Origin of the sequence: Rhizobium sp. MHM7A, assembly GCF_005862215.1 — a bacterium.
Lineage (GTDB): Bacteria > Pseudomonadota > Alphaproteobacteria > Rhizobiales > Rhizobiaceae > Rhizobium > Rhizobium bangladeshense.
The window spans coordinates 1-19,560 of record NZ_VCHT01000023.1 but is presented as its reverse complement, the minus strand read 5'-3'; the positions used below and the strand labels follow the sequence as shown (position 1 = coordinate 19,560).

Here is a 19,560-nt window from a genome sequence, read left to right as displayed (position 1 = left end):
TCACTGTGGTGAAAGCACGAAGCGGCAAGGATGCTAACGGATCGAGCGACGTTGAGCAGAAAATAGACATCGATGCGATCCTGCGCGACCGCATGTCCGGTTTCTCGCCCTCGGAGCAAAGCCTTGCGGCTTATATCTTGGATAATATTCAAATATTGCCCTTCGAGACCGGCAGCAGCATAGCTGAGGCGGTCGGCGTCAGCGAAATGACCGTCACGCGGTTCGTTCGTGGCCTCGGTTTCGAGAACCTGCGCGACCTCAAGAAGCGGTTGCGCGTCGCGGTCGCGGACAAGGACAGCGAGGTCGACGATTACATGGCTCGTTTTCAAATGCGCGAAGGCCGACAGCAGATGCTGCAGGAAAGCCTGCGGCTGGAGCTCGACGCTGTCGTGAAGGCCTACGTCTTGACTACCACGGACGTGTGGGACGAGGCCGCAAGCCTGCTCGTGAAGGCGCGCACCATCTATGTCGTCGGCTTCCAGGCCTCGAAGGGGCTGGCCATGGATTTCGCCAGCCGCCTGCTCTGGGCGCGCTCCAACGTGATTTTCATCGACAACGCCTCGGGCACGTTTGGCGAGATCATCAATGCAGATCCCAAGCAGAGCGCCGTCGTCCTCGTTGACACGGCCTCGTATGCGACCCGCGGCATCAAGCTGGTGGAGAAGTTGAAGTCGATGGACATGCCGCTGGTCATCGTCACCGACAAGTTCAGCCACTGGGCTTTTGCCTATACGCGCTTCGTCTTCGAGGCGCATACGCATGTGAAAACCTTCTGGGATTCTACGGCAAGCCTCAGTGTCGTACTCAATCTGCTCATCGACGCCGTTGCCACCAAACTAGGGCCGAAGGCTAAGCGTAACTTCGCCAAGATGAGCGACATGGGCACCCTCTTCGGGGAGTTCGTCGGAGGCAGCTATCTCCGCCGCAACGATTGATCCATTTCAACCGCAAATGAGAGCATGAATGACCAGTATTTCGCCATTCCGTGATCCGACTTTACCCTGCAATATTCGCATTCCAAACCAAGACTGGGACCGCGCGCCCTGGAATCGCTGGACCTTCCAGCATGTCCGGGAAATACTGCCGACAACGCAGGTCTGGCGCGGAGCGGGTCCGGCAAGCGTGTTGCCGGCCGATCTTCGGGATATCGAGGTCATCCCCTTCGAGGTGGAAGAGCAGGCTTATACCATTGGCAGCTTCCTCGAGACGAGCTATGCCAATGGCTTCCTGGTGCTTCATGGCGGCAAGATCGTCGCCGAGCGTTACCTGAACGGTATGACACCGTATACCCAGCACCTGTCGCAATCGGTCGCCAAGTCGGTCGTCGGCACCCTTGCAGGTATCTTGATCGGCCGCGGGATGGTCGACCCGACCGCGTCTCTGACGCACTATCTCCCCGAGCTGGCGGCGACGGCCTACAACGGCGCGACCGTGCAGCACGTGCTCGACATGACAAGCGGCGTGGCCTTCGACGAGACCTATACTGCGCTCGATTCCCACATGGCGCAGTTGGATGTCGCCAGTGGATGGAAGACGCTTGTCAACCCGAACTGGCATACGAATGTCTGGGACCTGATGCTGTCTTTGAAGGATCTGGAGTGCCCGCACGGTACCTCCTTCCGCTATCGATCGATCGAGACGGATGTACTGTCCTTCGTTCTACAGCGTGCCGCCGCTACCCCGCTTGCAGAACTCGTCAGCCGTGAATTGTGGGCGCCGATGGGGGCGGAGGAAGACGCCTATTTTACCGTGGACGCTGCCGGCTATGCTTTGGGTGATGGCGGGTTCAATGCGACTCTTCGCGACTATGCGCGTCTCGCCCTGCTGCATCTTCGCGGCGGCGAGATCGACGGCCGGCGCATCGTGCCGACCGAGTGGATTGCCGGGACACGGTTCGATGCTGATCCGAGGCTCTTCGGTGGCATCTATCAAGAGGTTCTGCCCGCCGGCGCGTATCACAACCAGTTCTGGATCGAAGATACCGCACGCGGCGTGTATATGGCCCGCGGGGTATTCGGGCAACTGATTTATATCGACCCGGGGGCGGACTTCGCGGCGATAGTCTTGTCGAGTTGGCCGGAATTCGTCAGCACGACGCGGACGCGGACAGCGCTGACGGCGGTGAGGGCTGTAAGAGAAGCGCTGTCGTAGTCGCAATCGGGCTATTCTCTTGTTCAGATTGACGTGATCGCCAAGAAGCTGCACCGATATCGCTCAACCATTCTCCGTGAGCTGCGCCGCAATACCTTCGAGGGTCGTGAGATGCCGGAGTGCGACATCTGCCGGAACATAGTGCCGGACGTCGGCCCGGTACGTCAGGGGCCGACATGTCCGGGTTTTTAGCCGGGAGGTCAACATTCTGAACCCCGATGTGGTCGCCGCACGCAAGCAGTTCGGGTATCGGGAATGCGATCTGATGCAGTTCCGCAAGAAGTTCGGAAAGGCCACCGTGACGTCGCTGGTCGAACGGGTCATCCGATTCCATGATGGACGACTTAACAGGCTGCTGAAATTGACGCTGCGTTGCCGGCGCCCTTCCTGTCGCGCGACGCAATCGTCGCAGAGGCTAGTTCCACTTGGATGGGCCAGACGGAGCACTTTATCGAACATCACGGCGTGATCGATCCAGCCGGTAGCTTATGAAATGAGGTAACCGCTGCCGGCCTTCAGCACCGTCCGGCAAGAATTCAAGAGACCCTCCCCGCTTCCGTGGGGAGGGCCTCATTTCTTCCTATTCCGCCGCCACTTCCGCTTCCTCGGGGTGATTGGAGAGGGAGCCGCCGGACTGGCGGTCCCAGAGGTCGGCATAGATGCCGCCAGCCTCGATCAACTCGCCGTGCGAGCCGGCCTCGATGATCCGCCCCTTGTCGAGTACGATCAGACGGTCCATCTCCGTCAGCGTCGACAGCCGGTGGGCGATGGCGATCACCGTCTTGCCCTCCATCAGGGTGAAGAGGTTTTTCTGGATCGCCGCCTCGACTTCCGAATCGAGTGCCGAGGTTGCCTCGTCGAGCACCAGGATCGGCGCGTCCTTCAGGAAGATTCGGGCGATCGCGATGCGCTGCCGCTGGCCGCCGGAGAGCTTGGCGCCGCGTTCGCCGACCTGCGCGTCGAGCCCCGCGCGGCCCTGGATGTCGACGAGGCCTTCGATGAACTCCCAGGCATTGGCGCGTTTGGCGGCCTCGATCACCTCGTCGTCCGTTGCTTCGGGGCGACCATAGGCGATATTGTCACGGATCGAGCGATGCAGCAGCGAGGTGTCCTGCGTCACCACGCCGATCAGCGAGCGCAGGCTTTCCTGGGAGACGCCGGCGATATTCTGCCCGTCGATGGTGATGCGGCCGGCCTCCAAATCATAGAAGCGCAGCAGCAGGTTCATCAGCGTCGTCTTGCCGGCGCCGGAACGGCCGACCAGACCGACCTTCTCCCCCGCCTTGATGTCGAGCGACAGGTTGTCGATGACGCCCTTGCTCTTGCCGTAGTGGAAGCGGATGCGGTCGTAGTGGATCGCGCCCTTCTTCGCCGTCAGGGTGGGTGCGCCCGGCTTGTCGATGATGTCATGCTGTTTGCTCATCATCTCCATGCCGTCATAGACCGTGCCGATATTCTCGAACAGCGCCGTGACTTCCCGCATGATCCATTGCGACATGAAGTTGAAGCGCATGGCAAGACCGATGGCGATGGCGATGGCGCCGACCGAGATCGCTCCGTTCAGCCAGAACCAGATCGATTGGCCCGAGATGACGAAGAGCGCAACACAATTGTTCATGTAGACGCAGATGTGGAAAAGCGCCACCTTGCGCAACTGCTTGTGCACAATCTGCAGGAACTCGTCCATGCTTTCCTTGGCGTAGACCTCCTCGCGGCCCGCATGCGAAAACAGCTTGACCGTCGCGATATTCGTATAGCTGTCGACCACGCGCCCCGTCATCATCGAGCGCGCATCCGCCTGCTGGGCTGATATTTTGCGAAGCCGCGGCACGAAATAGGCAACGATGCTGACATAGACGGCCAGCCAGACGAGGATCGGGATCATCAGCCGCCAGTCGGCTGCCGCAATCACGACGATCATCGTCAGGAAGTAGGTGACGACATAGACGAAGACATCGAGGATCCTGATTACCGTTTCGCGTACCGCAATCGAGGTCTGCATCACCTTGGTCCCGACGCACCCGGCCGCCTCGTTGGCGAAGAACGACATGCTGTGGCGCAGCAGGAAGCGGTGCATCTGCCAGCGCGCGCTCATCTGATAATTGCCGAGCATCATCTGGTGCATGATGAAAGACTCGAGCCCGGCCGTCAGCGGCAGGCCGACCAGCACCAGCGCCGCCATCCAGAAGAGCTTGTGGCCTTCCGTCTGCAGGAAGGTGGGGCGGTCGGCATTGGTCAGCCAGTCGACGATGTCGCCGAGGAACTGGAAGAGCGCCACTTCGCCGATCGCGATCAGCGCCGTCAGCACGGCTATCAAGCCGAGCCAAGGCGCAGCCAGTTTGCTGTAGTGCCAGCAAAAAGCAAAGAGACCTTTAGGAGGGGCGACGGGCTCCTCGCTCGGAAAGGGATTGAGGCGCTGTTCGAACCAGCCAAACATTGATTGCTCCAAGGGGTTGCTCTCAGTTGATTTTTCCCATCGTCGTCACGACATTTCCTCCAGGTTTTGAGCCGTTTCTCTATTGACGGCAGCCACACAAGCTGCCGTCTTTACCTGAGAAGACCTTGAGGCGTTGTGCCAGATGGCGCTGGAGATGCAGTGCTAGCGGTCTCACCTCAGTCCTTAAAACTTGTCCGTCCCGAGGGCCTCCATAGCTGCGGCAATCCGCGAGAGGGCAAGAACGTAGGCGGCGGTGCGCAGGGTGATGTTCTTCTCGCGCGCATATGCCCAAACGGCGTCAGCTTCCCTTTCCATTGCCGTCTTCAGTCGCGCAAGCACCTGGTCGAGGGTCCATCGATCGCCCTCGCGGTTCTGGACCCATTCGAAGTAAGAAACCGTAACGCCACCAGCGTTCGCGAGGATATCCGGTAGGATTACGACGTTCATGGCCTTGAGGACCTCATCGGCCTCCGGGGTGACCGGGCCGTTGGCGAGCTCGACGATAAGGCGGGCCGTTATGCTTTCCGCGTTGCCCTTGTGAACCATATTCTCCAGGGCTGCCAGGACGAGGACCTCGCAATCGACCGCGAGGAGCTCGTCGCCAGGAATCTCGGAGACCCCAGCCGAACCTGCCATATTAATGACCCTTCCGCAGCGTTTGGCGGCAAGCAGTTCGCCGATGTCGAAACCAGCCGGGGCATGGACCGCACCCTTCGAGTCCGAGACCGCCACGATCTTGTATCCGTCCGCGGCCACCAACTGCGCCATGTGCATGCCGGCGTTGCCAAAGCCCTGGATCGCCACCCGCGCTCCACGCTTCAATCCGAGAGTGCGGGCTTTATGTTGTATGATGTTATAGGCTCCGCGTGCCGTCGCATCATCGCGGCCGAGCGAGCCGCCAAGGGCGACCGGCTTGCCGGTAATTACCGCCGGTGTCCTCTTGCCGACAATGGTGCTGTATTCGTCCATCATCCACGCCATGGTCTTTTCATTAGTACCGACATCTGGCGCTGGGATGTCTCGGTCTGGGCCAATGACATGAGCGAAAGCCCGGACGTAGGCGCGGGAGAGGCGTTCATGCTCCATGTTGGAGAGGCTGTGAGGATCAACCATCACTCCTCCCTTGGCGCCGCCAAAAGGCAGGTCCATCACGGCACACTTCGAGGTCATCATTAGTGCAAGCGCCATCACTTCATCGCCGTTCACTTGCTGATGGAAGCGGATGCCGCCCTTCGTTGGACCGAGGCTATCGTCATAGCGGCAGCGGAAGGCCAAAAAGGACTTGGTCGAGCCATCGTCCATTCGGATCGGCAGGCGCGCCTGCGTCATCTCGAGCGCGTTTTTCAGCTTTTCGAGAAAACCTGGATCAAGATCCAGGTGCTCGGCTGCTTCAATGAGGCGCTTTAGGGTATTGTCAAAAAGGGTGGCCATTGGCGCATTCCTTTGGCGAATGTCGGGATCAAGATCCCGGTTCCTCTCTGCTTCCAAAAGGGACTGGAAAATATTTTCAAGAAGGGGATCCATTGGTGTCTTCCTTTCTTGGTGTCTCCTAGCACTCGTCGTGCCAGGCCGATGGCGCGCTGATTACCTTGGGGATTTCAGACCAATCCGCTTTCGCCAGGGGTCCAAGTGCGACAGCTTTGTCAGCTTTGCGACAGCGGGTGTCTGCTGCGCTCGGTAGGCCGCAACACTGCTTCCGAGATTGTTTAACGGCCGAAGATATGCCCCGCAGCCCATTGGTTTTGGCGTCCTTTGTGCTCTATCCTTCGTTGGACCGAGGCTATCGGCCGCTAGCGTGTTTTGGGACGTAGTGGACTTGCCAATTCCGGCCTTTCCATAGAATGCGATCTGACGCAGAGCTGCCATGCTTGGCGTTCCTTCATGTGTTCGAAGCAATGCGGATGCGGAGGCCGTTCCGCTGCCTCGCAATAGCTCTCAAGATTCGTGCCAAGCAGGCCGATTGAGATGACGAACAACAATTCGCTGAGATTCCAGTTATGTGGGCGGAAAAAGGCGCAAGATCGAGGAGGTAGCCTTTGTCGCTGATCTGACAAAGGTGACGACAAGGTCGCAAATCGTTGTCATGCGTCTGACGGACCACAAGCTGGCTTCGGTTTGTTCGTTTGGTCAACCGATCAGAACGGCGTTGATGTAAACGATTGAGACGGAGAAAAGCCAAGAGCTCGATGCGCTGCAGCAGCGTCTATGGACGGCTTTCGATTGATATTTCCAAGGGTTTCTCCACGCTTCTGGCAATGATCCTGCATCAGCTAAACCGCTTGTCCAACCTCACTAGGCGCCCGCAGCGTTATTTTCTCGATCGCTGTGCTTCTGATCGCGCATACGGTGTCGCTAGTCAGATTATCAATGGTAAACCGAATCTCGATACACGCCCACCGCACCAGAACGTCAGTCCCCTTGCTATCTCCCGGCGTATTATTCGGCGTTGAAATCTTCCGGCTCGTGGCGCAGCTATCACGGACTTATCCGACCTGAAGCCTATCGAACCGCCCTCCGTTCGCGGTGGTGATCGGGGCGGATTGCGACACGACATGTCGGCAACCCTACAAAACCCCTCCGCATAACGACAACGAAACATGTGCAATCTCGAAGGCTTACCGGCGCAATCTGATTGGCACGAGTAGTGCTCAGAGTAAGCCGGGTCCCTAAAGCCCAAATCCGATTGGGAGCTTAAACGCCTATGCAAATCGTGGTCTGTATCAAACAAGTGCCGGGCTTCGGACGCCTGGTTTCTTCTTCGTCGGGACGCAGACAATTGACGGCGACACGGCCCCGGTCTGACCGGCATCGGAAGGAGGCTGACCCTCCAGCAATCGACTTACATAGCGAGGAGATTTGGAATGGCCTCCTGCTCCATCTGCATCAGAGCTCGGCATCTGCTGGGTCTTCAAGAGCCTCACGACATGTGTGCGACATTGTCGTCGCCTTTGTCGGCTCCATGACGCCCCCGCTAAACGTCTGCGGCAGCACATATTTCCGTTCTGCCCCATCAATCAGCTGAAAATTGTTCTCGGGCTGCGACGGAACCAGTCGCGTCTGATGTGGCGGAATCCACACGGCAGCTGCGACTAGAGCTAGGAGAATAACGATGGCAGCACTTACCCCTGAAATCTCGATAAATAATTGTCTCGGTATTTCGGAACTCCGCTCTGACAATTGGAAATCATTGGAAGACAATCTGGGGCGGCTTTCGACTATCTCCGCCGACCATTCCGATTTCATTACAACTTCTCAGCAGGTGACTCGCGCTATCGAGACTCTGTCTCCATTAGAGGCCTACTTGGGTTATCCCGGTGCACGCGCCTTCGCCAAGCTGAAGGTGATGATACAGAGACTGGAGCTGGTCAGGGCGCATCTCCTGGCTCGGGGGTTTCGAAAGAAGATCGCCAGCCTGGCCCACCGTCAGCGCTATTCCGAAGTGCTGTTTGTCGGCAAGTTGTCGTCCTCCGAGGAGAAGGCCCGACGCCGCTGGCTGAAGCGCAAAAGCGGGATCGGCGATTTCGCCTTTGACACTGTCTTCGTCCAGACATCCGAGGATGCTCTGAACGCATTGCGTGTCAATCCTATCCTCCAAGCCGTGGTTATCCATGACGGCTTTGCCTTCCGCTCGCCGGATTGTCATCTGAACACGTTGCATTCGATTCTCGACGAGCTGGACGTCCTTTTCGAGGCCACTCCGGAGTCCAACCGCGGCCCGCTGCTCGGCACCCACATTGCGAAGCTTCGGCCAGAGGTCGACCTCTATTTCGTCGCCGACTCTTGTGTCGAAGACGTCGCCGAGCGCACGGGCGAAATGTTCAAGCGCGTCTTCCGTCGCGGCGAGGACCAAGACGAACTCCTTCGCGCGATCATGCGCGGCATCGAGCAGCGCTACGAGGCGCCCTGGTTCAATGCCGTAATGGATCACGCCGGACGGCCGATAAGCAACTTCCATGCCCTGGGGATTTCCCGCGCGAAATCTCTCAAGAATTCGAAATGGATCGATGATTTTGAGCAGTTCTATGGCAAGAACCTGTTTCTGGCGGAGACCTCCGCCACCTCGGGCGGCCTGGATTCCCTGCTCGAGCCACGAGGCCCACTGAAGTTTGCGCAGGAAAAGGCTGCGCGCGCCTATGGGGCCAAGCGCACCGTCTTTGTCACCAACGGCACTACGACGGCTAACAAGATCGTGGTACAGACGCATGTCAGGCCGGGCGACGTGGTGCTGGTCGACCGCAACTGTCACATATCAAACCATTTCGGGCTGATGCTGGCGCGCGCGCGGGTACGCTTTCTGAATGCCTATCCGCTGAACGATTATTCCACTTATGGCGCAGTGCCCCTGCGGGAACTCAAGCGAGAGCTTCTCGCCTACAGGCGAGCCGGCGAGCTCGATCGCGTTCGTCTGATTATGCTCACCAACTGCACCTTCGATGGCATCATCTGTGACCCCAAGCGCGTGATGATGGAATGCCTGGCGATCGCGCCGCATCTCGTCTTCGCGTGGGATGAGGCTTGGTTCGCCTTCGCGTACTTTCATCCGACGTACCGGGGGCGCACGGCGATGGGAACCGCCGCCGAGCTTGAAGCGATGTTTCAGGACCCTGACTACGCCGCCGGCTATGAGGCCTTCAGCGCCGAATTCGGTGCTGAAGCCTGGGCGGATGACGAAAGAGTCCTGAGCACGCGGCTCCTCGCGGATCCTTCGAAGGCGCGGGTGCGAGTGTATGCGACCCAATCGACGCACAAGACGCAGACGGCGCTGCGGCAGGGGTCAATGATTCACATCTGGGATCAGGACTTCAATAAGACCGCCTTCACCAATGCCCATTTCACACATACCTCGACCTCACCAAACTACCAAATCCTTGCGTCGCTGGACGTCGCCCGGAGGCAGGCTGACCTGGAAGGTTACAGGCTCGTCCAGCGCCAGCTGGAACTCGGCATGAGACTGCGCAAGCAAGTTTCAGGCGATCCGCTACTTAAGAAGTATTTCCGGGTCCTCGGCCCTGACGATCTCGTACCGCCGGAATATCGCGAGTCGAACGCGGAAACCTATTTCGACGAGAAGACCGGCTGGAGCAATTTCGAGACGGCCGTTCGGACGGACGAATTCGTCCTCGACCCGTCGCGCATCACGCTGGAAATCAGCGGGACGGGCTTAAGTGGCGACACGTTCAAGAAGCGCTTGATGGATAAGTTCGATATCCAAATTAACAAGACCACGCGCAATACCGTGTTGACCATGACCACTTTCGGCACCACGCGCTCCGACGTTGACAATCTCATTCAGGTGCTGCGGAAGTTCGCGCTCGACTGCGAAGAAAAGATGCGCAATTTCTCCCAAATTGAGCAGCGCATTCACGACGATAAAGTTCGCTCGCTGACGCTGACACAGCCCCTGCCATACTTTTCAGCTTTCCATCCGGCGTTCTGCGCGCATATGGAGACCGGAGACGGCGACATAGGCTTGGCGAACAACCTGGCCATGGAAGATGTCAACTGCGAATATCTCCACCCCGCCGACGCCGAACGCGCCATTTCCGGAGGCCGCGTAGTGGTCTCTGCGATTCTCGTTGACCCTTATCCGCCGGGCTCGCCCATTCTCGAGCCGGGCCAGGTGATCGACATTCCGACCCTCAAATACCTGCGCGCGCTCGATGTTCGCGAAATACACGGCTTCGACCATGAAATCGGTTTGCGGGTTTTCACGGAGGAAACGCTCAGCAGAATTCTGGACGAGCGAAAATCCGCCGCCGAGCATGGAGGCACGTCGTGAGCGTCCTGCGGCACCCTGAGCCGCAATTTACCCACCCGCGTCATCAGCGTGCGGCCGTAATGGCCGGAGCGGTAGCCGAGCCGTTCGGGCGTTCGTTCGCCTTTCGCGGGCTGCTAAAGCCTCGTCCATCTCGGCTTCAAGGACCTCCTGCATCACCGCGCGCAGCACCTCGTGCAGCCCATCGGGATTCGAAAGCAGAATATCTTTGACGGCGGCAACAGCAGTCTTATCTTCAGTCTGGTCATGGTAGCGTTCCTTCCAGGGAATCAGGTGACGTTGAACATCAACAACCTGCCATGACCGCCCTCTCAGTGAAATTGCAGAACCTTCCGCACACTACCCTCATTCCCGCACCCCGCATGGCTCCTGTCTACACTTCAGACCCCGCGTTGTCGCGACGCCCGCAAGACTCGGTCCCGGCTTGCCCGCTATGGCTTTGGCCGGATTGGACTTGCACCCAACAAGCAGCTATCAGCTTGGCATGACGTACTCCCAGGGCGTGGTGCTAGATGTTTAGTCCCGGCATTTGATGGTGCATTATTTTCCTCAGAATGGAGGGAGGCACTATGGGCCAGGTTCTGCACGGGAGCGCCACAACGACAGAGGCAATCCGTCGAGCAATACAAAATAGTGAAGAGAGCCTGAGAGCGCTTTCAAAGCGGTATGGGTAAATCAGAAGACGATAGCCAAATGGAAGAGACGGACGTCATTGGCCGATCTTCCGACAGGCCCGAAGGACCCGCATTCGACAATCCTCTCCCTTGAAGAAGAAGCCGTCGTCGTCGCCTTTCGCAGGCATACGTTGCTGCCTCTTGATGACTGCCTCTACGCTCTTCAGCCGACGATCCCGCATCTGACGCGTTCGTCGTTGCACAGGTGCTTGCAACGCCACGGCATTTCACGTCTGCCGGAGGTTGGAGGCGACAAGGAGCCGAAGAAGAAGTTCAAAATTTATCCGATCGGCTATTTCCACGTCGATATTGCCGAGGTGCAGACGCCCGAGGGCAAGCTCTATCTCTTCGTGGCGATTGACCGCACTTCCAAGTTTGCCTTCGCTGAGCTCTATGCCAAAGCTGGCAAGATGAATGCCGCCCAGTTCCTGCGCAACCTGATCGCGGCGGTACCCTACACCATCCATACTATCCTGACCGATAATGGCATCCAGTTCACCAACCGAGCCTGTGACCAAAAAAGTGCTTTCCAGCACATTTTCGACCGAGTCTGTGAGGAATACGAGATCGAGCATCGCCTGACAAAGGTTAAGCACCCATGGACCAATGGGCAGGTCGAGTGGATGAACCGGACGACCAAGGAAGCTACTGTCAAGCGCTTCCACTACGACGATCACGCACAAGTAGCATCTCGCCGACTTCATCGACGCCTACAATTTTGGGCGCAGGCTCAAGACACTAAAGGGCCTCACCCCTTACGAGTTCATCTGCAAAAGGTGGACTTCCGAGCCAGATCGATTCAGCATCGATCCTATCCATCAAATGCCGGGACTAAACAGCTAGATCCTAATTACCTGCGGCTGGACTGGCGATTCCAGATGGTCGGACATCAGGGGCTGCCAATCTCTTTTGGCCTGCTCAGTTGCGTGCTGGAGACGGCGGGGCTGTTCGCTCGGAAATGAACATGCGCGCCGCTCCTATCGCGCCCCGCCTCGCTATCTTACCGTCGCCGGCAGCACTTCGAATTTCCAGAATTTTTCCGGGCTCAAATAGGTCGCTGCAAACGCGCGGATATCCCCGGCGGTGACCTTGCCGTAGCCGCTGAGACTATCGCGTATCCGGTCCAAACGACGCGAGTCCGTCTGGGCGTGGTGCAGATATGCGATCCAATATTCGTTGCTCTGCTGCCGATGCTTCAGTGTCTCGACGATGGGTTCCCGGGCGCGCGCAAGCTCATCCGGAGAGACATCATGCGACCACAGGTCGTTGGCGATCTCGTCGACGAGTGCGTAGAAGCGCGCGACCTTTGCCGGGTCTGTCTCGACGTAGAAATAGGCGTAGCCGTAGCCAGGGACTCCACTTGACAGGTCAGCATCGCCCTGCAGGGCATAACTTGCTCCTTCTGCAATGCGAAACTGGTCGATCAACCTGTTTTGGAAAATCTGGGTGGCAATATTGGCGGTGAAGGACCGTGGCAGGTCGGAAAGCAAATCGCCAATCGGAACTGCGAAGGCAGCGGCTGCAATATCCGCCCCGCCGCTATGGGTCTGCAAAACGGGCTTCTCGGTCGTCGCCGGAAAATGCACGTCGTCCCGATCGTTGCTTGACGCCGTCTCCGGGCGCGGCGGCAAAGCGCCAAAGGTTTCAGCCGTCAGCCGGATCGCGTCGTCCACTGTTACGTCGCCGACGATGGTGATGTCGATGGGGCCATTGGAAACCATAGGCCGGAACAGCGCCTCGAATTCGTCTGGCTTGGCGGCGGACAACTGCGCGCGATCAGGGAAGGTCCAGCGCGGATCGCCCGAATGCACGAGACCTGCGAAATTACGACTGACAACGCCGTCGGGGGTCGCCTGATCCTGACCGAGGCCGCTCAAATAGACCTGCTGCACCCGCTTGAATGCCTCTGGGCGGTATGCGGGATCGGAAGTGTATGCCGCCATCAGCTGCAATTGCGTCGCAAGATATTCCGTCCGCGTGCGACCGTTGAACCTGAAGGAACTGTCGCCGACCGAGAAGTCGATGCTGACGATGGTCGCCGTCAGTGCTTTCTGGATATCCTGGTAATCCATGGCCTTCACGCCGGACCACGCGACGGCCCGAGATGCCCAGATCGGGGCGGAGCGGTCTTTCGGCAGGCCCAGCCGGCCGCGGCCGATATCTTCGCGCACCAGCACTTCATTGGCGCGCAGTTTGGTCGGCTTGACGGTAAGGCGCACGCCGTTGGAAAAGCGTACCATGGTCAAACCCAGATCCTCGACCGTACGGCCTTCGACCACGGCACCCGGTTCGCCGAAATGGGTGTAGGGCCAGGCGACATCGGCCGCACCGGATGGTGCCGAGACGGCAACGGCATTGACGCATCGTAGACTTGCCGAACCGCGTCGGCTCCGCCCTCAGGTGATTGGGCCGTCTGTAGCACGACCTGCGGACCGTTGCCGGAGAAAGCACGCTGCAGGGCCTGATTGACTTCGACCGCCCTGACGCCGTTCGTCATCGTCTCGAACAGCGAGAGGTCTTCGGCAGGCGAGGTGAAGACTTGATTGTCATCGACGCTGCCAGCCAGCGCCGAGGCGATGTCGGTGGTCGTGCGCGTCGCGGCTCCGGCCGCGGCAGCCTGGAGGAAGGAGCGGTATCCAAGAATTTCGCGATCAAGTTCAGCCTGCCCAACGCCGAACTCCTGGATGCGCCGCTGTTCCTGGTCAATGGTCGTCAGCGCCGCCTGCCATTTGTCGGTCTCGGATTCTGCCTCGATCTGGACGACATGAGCGGAATGAAGGAGATCCCGGGAGCCGGCGATCGCACTGATGAATGGGGCATCCGCCTTGCTGGCAATGGTGCTCAGGCGACGCTGGAGCACCATCAGGCCGAGATCTTCGATAAGCTTGATACGGCGCTTGGCGAAGGTGTCAGGCGCCGCGTCATAGAGACGCGTCCAGGCGACCTGTACGCTCGTCATGCCGCCGGGAACAACGATGAGGTCGGCGCTTTTGCCTTTCGTCACCAGCGTGCCGAGATCCGGTTTCGTCGGCGCCGGATCGACGGCCTTCCAATCGCCGAAGCGCTGCCGGATTTCCGTTTCCATGGCGGCGGGGTCGATATCACCCACCACGATCAGCGTTGCCCGATCGGGTCGGTAATTGGCCCGGTAATAATCACGGACGAGGGCCACAGGCGCATTGCTGATGATGTCGGCTTTACCGATCGGCGCCCGCATGGTCGCGCGCTTGCCGGCGAGCAGCGAATTCATGATTTCGAGAGCCGCGCGATACTGCGGCGTGTCGCGCAACCGCTCTTCCGACAGAATGACGCCGCGTTCGCGATCGAAGGCGCCGGCATCGAGGGTCAGCTCGCTCGCCGTCTCGCGCATCAGCATCAGGCCCGTCGAAATCGTGTCGGCATCGCCCTGGGGCAGATTGAGGAAATAGACAGTCTCGTCATAATAGGTGTGGCCGTTGATGTCCCGCCCAAAGGCCAGGCCCTTGCGCTGCAGGATACGGATCATCTCCCCTTCAGCGACATTCGTCGAACCCTTGAAGGCCATGTGCTCGAGAAAATGCGCCAGGCCCTGCTGGTCGTCGTTTTCCTGGAGCGAGCCGGAGCTGATACGAAAACGGACCGATACCTGTCCGGGCGGCGTGACATTGCGCATGATCGCAAACCGCATTCCATTGGCCAGCGTCCCGAAATGGACATCGGGGTCGGCTTGGAGATCGCTTTTGTGAGACATTTTTATCCTGGCGTTGAGATGAAGGGGGAAATGGCGTTGATCGGCTATTCGACATGGTTGATCGCATCAACGATGTGGTTGTTGAGGCCTAGCAAATGCATCGTCATGCTGCTTCTCTTGTGAAGACGAGCATATACGCGAGACTTACCCGCAGCTCAACGCGAGTATGACACTATCTATCAAACTCATCATGATCTTGCGGAATCCCATGATGATTTCATCACGAATGCGGCTTGCTAATTCCACGAGATTGCGAAATCCTAGTGCCGACCGGGTTTACTGACGAAGAGGTGAAAAATGGCGGCAAAATCAAGACCGACAGCGGCCGACGTCGCAAGGCGTGCGGACGTTGGCGTGGCAACGGTCGATAGGGTTCTCAACGGCAGAGCCCCTGTGAGAAAGGAAACGGCCGATCGCGTCAGAGAGGCGGCCGAAGCTATCGGCTATCATGCGCTGCCCCTCATAAGACACCGGACGAACGCAAGGAACGTAAGGAACGTCCGACTTGGCTTCGTACTTCAGAAGGGGACGGATCCATTCTATCAGAATGTCGCTACTGGCCTTAGAAAAGAGCTTTCATCCAGGCTTGACGTTAAGGGAAAGCCCGACATCGTTTTCGTGGATGACATCGCCGCGGAGTCGCTGAGGAAGAAAATCCTGGAGGTCGGATCGAGGACGGACGCGGTCGCGTTCGTAGCGATCGACCATCCGCTGGTCGTGTTAGCCGTTGATGAACTCAATCTCCGAAAGAAGCCCGTCTTCACTTTGCTGTCGGGAATTTCAGCGAGCGGGGTCACCGGGTATATCGGTTTAGATAGCCGCAAGGTCGGCCGCACCGGCGCTTTCATCATCTCCAAGATGGCCGGAGCCAAAGGCAAAATTGCCACACTCGTGGGAAGTCATAGATACCTGGGGCAAGATCTCAGTGAGATGGGGTTTCGATCCTATTTCCGTGAAATAGGAGAAGAGGCCCGGTTGCTTGAAACAATTGTCAATTTCGACGATCCAGAGGTGGCTCGTGAAGTCACAACGAGCCTCCTTGATAGACACGCCGATCTCGCTGCCATATACGATGCGGGTGGCGGACAGGACGGGATTGTTCAGGCAATTCGAGCTCATAGTAGCGGCCAGCGGCCGGTCGTCGTTTGCAACGATCTGACTGACGCGACGCGACCCGCGCTGATTGACGGCGTTATCAGTTGTTTCCTCTGCTTACCAATCGAGGCATTTGCGCGTGCGGTCATTGACGAGATGGTTTCCTCCATCATAGGCATACGGCCGGCCGCGCCAAACCGGACCCTGCCATTTGACGTCATTTTTGCCGAGAACTTGCCTGCATAGTCGGCGGGTCGTTCAAGTCTCGCGGTAAGCTTTCACCACGGTCGTCCCTCGGTACCGGCTGGAGGTCGATGTCACGTTGTTTCATCCAAGTTAGACTGCTGCATGGCCTCCAAGAAACTCAACCTCAGATCCCGCAAAGCGTTCGCCGAGCTGTCATTGCACGACAAGAACGCTTACCTGCAGGAAGTCGCCGGTCTAATCATGGCCGTGCGGGGTGAGGATCCGCCCGAATTGGACAAGGACGCGCTAGCGCGTTTGCGCCGCTACTACAGCCGTCGCTCCATGGCTGACCTTCGCCTCAACGAAATGGGCGGACCGCTCCGCCGCGCCTTCGAGAGCTTGGCTGACGGTATTCGCAGCGACGAGGTTCTAACCCTCCTCAAACACGAGCTGCCAGCAGCTCGCCGTAGCGCTGCGTTTTCGCGTCCGGCACCGATCGGTGACGCCCAGCGGATGTTTTTCGTGCCGTCTGTTCACGACGTGCCGCTCAAGGACGACTTCAATCTCATGGACATTGCACCTTTTGCGCTGTCCAAATCCGGCGGGGCAGGGGTTATTCGCTACGAGCTGAAAGACTCCATCATCACCGTCGAAGGAGGTGCGGAGGTCGGGCTGGCAACGGCTTACGATTACGACATCGTCATCAACATGACCTCGCATCTGGCGGAAGCCACACGGCGCTTCCGCATCGACGAGGCCAAGGGCCTCAAGCCGAGCATTCCGCCCCAGGTGTACCGCCCAGCTGCAGCCGAAATCCTCAAGTTCTGCCGGCGTGAGCTTGGTGGTAAGCAATACGAGGATCTGGAGCGTGCGTTAGCGCGCCTGCAGGCAACGAATATCCGCATCACCAATCTTAAAGGTGATCGTCGAGGCTGGTACCGCCGCTCAACCGAATCCTTCCCGCTGATCGGGCGCTACAAGGTCGTCAGCCGCACCAACCGGGATCGGATAGACCAGGTCGAGATTGATATCCCGGGGTGGGTCTATGAAGGGGTTGTGCGGCCTGATGGAAAGCCGACCATCCTGACGCTCAATCCCGACTACTTCCTGCTGTCACGGCCGATCACCCGTTTCATTTACCGCCTTGCCCGTAGGGCTGCCGGCGACACCACGGCCTTTTATTCCTTGAAGGAACTGCACAAGCGTAGCGGTGCGAAGGCTCCGATGCGGAAATTTCGCCAGACGATTGAGGAGATCGTCGAGACGGCCAAGACTACCCCGCTACCTGACTATGACCTCAACCTTGAGGATCGCGGTCACGATCAGATCTTGCACATGCGCAAGCGCAACAAGAGCCTTCCCGCGGAGAAGGATCTCGCAGCGATCGCCTAATTTTGGCAAGCGACGTACTTCGATCCGCCCATTTTTGACAAAAATATCAGCGCGCGATTCGCAGGCGATATTTGTCACAAAACCGTACTTCAATCCGCCTCTTTTGGACAAAAATGGCTGGGGCACGATGTTGAGGAGTTATCCCCGGTGGCTGTGGATATGTCGAAGTCCACCGTACTTCGGTCCACGATAACCGTACTTCGTTCTGTCGGCGCCGTACATCATTCCGTCAACTCCCGTACATCGTTCCGTCAAAACCGTACTTCAATTCCAAATCGCCTTATAAGCTACTGATATGGGAAGCTTTTTTTCCCCTAAAACTAGGATGAAACTTTTCTTTTAAAACTATCAAAACCCAGAGAAAACGCTGACGCTGACATTTTTTAAATTTTTCGGATTTTTAAAAAGGGCGTTAGCAGTGCAAGAGAACCAGATTTGTCGAAGCTCCGTATTTAGCCGACGCCAAAAATGAAGCAACCCTGGGGGCCGTCTGCCCCCAGACAGAGGATACTTGCCAAAGGGTTAGCGAAGGGCGGTTGGGTAGGTTTTGCAGAGGAAACGAGGGGTAGGTCGGCTGGGGACGCAAAACGCGTTTAAAGGGCGCCTGAACGGCGAATGCCACCACGTTTCCATGGTGGCATCTACCCTTTACGGTCATCGGCTTCCCAGCCTACCGTAGCCACAGTGAATCACGCCAGTCAGGTATTGCCAAGCGGAATTCTTTTGCCGGCCGCCATGAGGTCCTGAGAGGTTCTGATTCATGAGCACGAGCAATACACCCCAGCTGACCCGCGACGCAAAGACCGGCCGCCTTACCCAGGCGCGTGCCGAAAAGATCAGTGCTGTCGAACGTATGGTGCTCAGCCCGCGCATGCGCAAAATCCTCGCCCTGACCAAGGACCAGCCAGCCGAGGAGCGCCGCGCGCAGTTCGCTCGCAAATCCGCCTAAATATTGGTCTTTACCCAAGTTGCTGAAGGCTCAAGGGCCGACACCACGGGTCATGATCACCGACAAGCTCCGGTCCTTTGATGCCGCCACGCGCGACCTCATGCCCGGTGTCGAGCACCGGTTGCACAAAGGCCTCAATAATCGAGCGGAAATTCGCACCAGCCGACCCGGCGACGCGAAAGGACCATGAAACGCTTCAAGTCGGCACGCCAGCTTCAGCGGTTCGTTTCCATCGATGATCCGATTGCCAACCTGTTCCACTTTCCCCGCAATACGCTGTGATTGGCTCAACATCGAGACCTGCGTAACGCCGCCATGCAAATCTGGAACAAAATCGCGTGTGTCGCCGCAGCCTGACAGCCGTCCCGGCCAGCTATCGCTGCATCAATCCGCTGATAACTTTAGTTCCTACCTTGATCCATCTCAACTGGAGCATTTTTCGCTGTAGCAGGAGTAGGCCATAAGGCCCACTCCTGTCGCCCTACCAATCAGGCGTCGACTTTTTGCTTGGCAAACAAGTTATAGGTTGCTTGCAATGACTGTATTGCAAGGGTTGCCGTCTGCGAATTTTGTGCACTGTCGGCGTTGACCAAAGCGCGTCCCCCCCACCTGCCTGATCACCTTCGAGCGGAACCGCTACAGCGTGCCTGCGTCTTTTGCGAACCGGCCCGTCAGCCTGCGGATCTATCCCAAGCGGCTGGTCGTTGCGGCCGAGGGCAATATCCTCTACGAACAGACGCGGGTGATCGAGCGCAGTCACGACAAACCACCGCGAACGATTTACTGGCGGCATTGCCTTGCCGTCATCCAGCGCAAGCCCGGTGCCTTGCGCAATGGTGCGCCCTTCCTGGAATTATCGTTGGCGTTTCGGCGGTTGCAGGACCAGATGCTTCGCCGCCCCGGCGGTGATCGTGAGATGGCCGATATCCTTGCTCTCGTCCTCCATCATGACGAACAGGTCTTCCTCCGCGCTGTGGAACTGGCCCTGGATGCGGCGTGGCAACCAAAACGCATGTGCTGAACCTACTGCATCGACTGATCGACGGCAAAACCACTGATGGTCCCGATATCGACACACCACAGGCGCTGACCTGGCGATGTCACGTTGTCGGCAACTTAACGGGTGGCGGATAATTCGGTTGAGATGACCTCATCGACCATCAGCTACAA

General features: G+C 58.2%; 10 protein-coding genes and 6 pseudogenes. 10 read left to right on the top strand and 6 right to left on the bottom strand.

Annotation, left to right across the window (positions count from 1 at the left end):
* The first annotated feature begins 5 nt into the window (after positions 1–5).
* From FFR93_RS37085 to FFR93_RS37075, 3 genes and pseudogenes are all read left to right on the top strand, one after another.
* A complete protein-coding gene (locus FFR93_RS37085) occupies positions 6–935 on the top strand; it encodes a MurR/RpiR family transcriptional regulator (protein WP_138396837.1) in 930 nt (309 codons plus the stop codon).
* A gap of 28 nt (positions 936–963) precedes the next feature.
* The gene (locus FFR93_RS37080) at positions 964–2,151 is read left to right on the top strand and encodes a serine hydrolase (RefSeq protein ID WP_138396836.1); all 1,188 of its coding nucleotides are present in this window, start codon (positions 964–966) and stop codon (positions 2,149–2,151) included.
* 122 nt (positions 2,152–2,273) lie between these two features.
* Positions 2,274–2,482 (top strand): annotated as a pseudogene (locus FFR93_RS37075) (IS30 family transposase); the annotation flags it as partial.
* A gap of 249 nt (positions 2,483–2,731) precedes the next feature.
* Here FFR93_RS37075 and FFR93_RS37070 read toward each other — a convergent pair.
* The 4 genes from FFR93_RS37070 to FFR93_RS41740 all read right to left on the bottom strand — a co-directional run bounded on the left by FFR93_RS37070 (position 2,732) and on the right by FFR93_RS41740 (position 8,438).
* Entirely contained in the window at positions 2,732–4,588 is a 1,857-nt protein-coding gene (locus FFR93_RS37070; RefSeq protein ID WP_138396835.1) for an ABC transporter ATP-binding protein, read from the bottom strand.
* A gap of 183 nt (positions 4,589–4,771) precedes the next feature.
* Positions 4,772–6,019, bottom strand: coding sequence for a Glu/Leu/Phe/Val dehydrogenase (locus tag FFR93_RS37065; protein WP_138396834.1), 1,248 nt, complete (start codon positions 6,017–6,019; stop codon positions 4,772–4,774).
* A 1,452-nt stretch (positions 6,020–7,471) separates the two neighbouring features.
* Entirely contained in the window at positions 7,472–7,831 is a 360-nt protein-coding gene (locus tag FFR93_RS41745; RefSeq protein WP_138396833.1) for a hypothetical protein, read from the bottom strand.
* Positions 7,832–7,877: 46 nt separating this feature from the next.
* The gene (locus FFR93_RS41740) at positions 7,878–8,438 is read right to left on the bottom strand and encodes a hypothetical protein (protein WP_246661398.1); all 561 of its coding nucleotides are present in this window, start codon (positions 8,436–8,438) and stop codon (positions 7,878–7,880) included.
* Between FFR93_RS41740 and FFR93_RS37050 the strand changes: the two genes are divergently transcribed.
* Entirely contained in the window at positions 8,403–10,367 is a 1,965-nt protein-coding gene (locus tag FFR93_RS37050) for a beta-eliminating lyase-related protein (RefSeq protein WP_246661397.1), read from the top strand. The two genes, FFR93_RS41740 and FFR93_RS37050, sit on opposite strands and share 36 nt — an antisense overlap.
* Before the next feature lie 2 nt (positions 10,368–10,369).
* Here FFR93_RS37050 and FFR93_RS37045 read toward each other — a convergent pair.
* A pseudogene (locus tag FFR93_RS37045) lies at positions 10,370–10,634 on the bottom strand (transposase); the annotation flags it as partial.
* A 299-nt stretch (positions 10,635–10,933) separates the two neighbouring features.
* On the opposite strand from FFR93_RS37045, the pseudogene FFR93_RS37040 reads away from it, so the two are divergent.
* A pseudogene (locus FFR93_RS37040) lies at positions 10,934–11,881 on the top strand (IS481 family transposase).
* A gap of 152 nt (positions 11,882–12,033) precedes the next feature.
* Here the strand turns inward: FFR93_RS37040 and FFR93_RS37035 are convergent.
* A pseudogene (locus FFR93_RS37035) lies at positions 12,034–14,768 on the bottom strand (insulinase family protein).
* 297 nt (positions 14,769–15,065) lie between these two features.
* Between FFR93_RS37035 and FFR93_RS37030 the strand changes: the two are divergent.
* The 5 genes and pseudogenes from FFR93_RS37030 to FFR93_RS37005 all read left to right on the top strand — a co-directional run.
* The gene (locus FFR93_RS37030) at positions 15,066–16,109 is read left to right on the top strand and encodes a LacI family DNA-binding transcriptional regulator (RefSeq protein ID WP_138396832.1); all 1,044 of its coding nucleotides are present in this window, start codon (positions 15,066–15,068) and stop codon (positions 16,107–16,109) included.
* Between the two features lie 102 nt (positions 16,110–16,211).
* Positions 16,212–17,441 (top strand): replication initiator protein A, encoded by a 1,230-nt coding sequence (locus FFR93_RS37025; RefSeq protein WP_138396831.1) that lies wholly within the window; start codon positions 16,212–16,214, stop codon positions 17,439–17,441.
* A 760-nt stretch (positions 17,442–18,201) separates the two neighbouring features.
* Positions 18,202–18,390: a hypothetical protein gene (locus FFR93_RS37020; protein WP_138396830.1), complete on the top strand. Its 189-nt coding sequence runs from the start codon at positions 18,202–18,204 to the stop codon at positions 18,388–18,390.
* A 10-nt stretch (positions 18,391–18,400) separates the two neighbouring features.
* A pseudogene (locus FFR93_RS37015) lies at positions 18,401–18,672 on the top strand (DDE-type integrase/transposase/recombinase); the annotation flags it as partial.
* 310 nt (positions 18,673–18,982) lie between these two features.
* Positions 18,983–19,524 (top strand): annotated as a pseudogene (locus FFR93_RS37005) (IS21 family transposase); the annotation flags it as partial.
* Between the last annotated feature and the right edge of the window lie 36 nt (positions 19,525–19,560).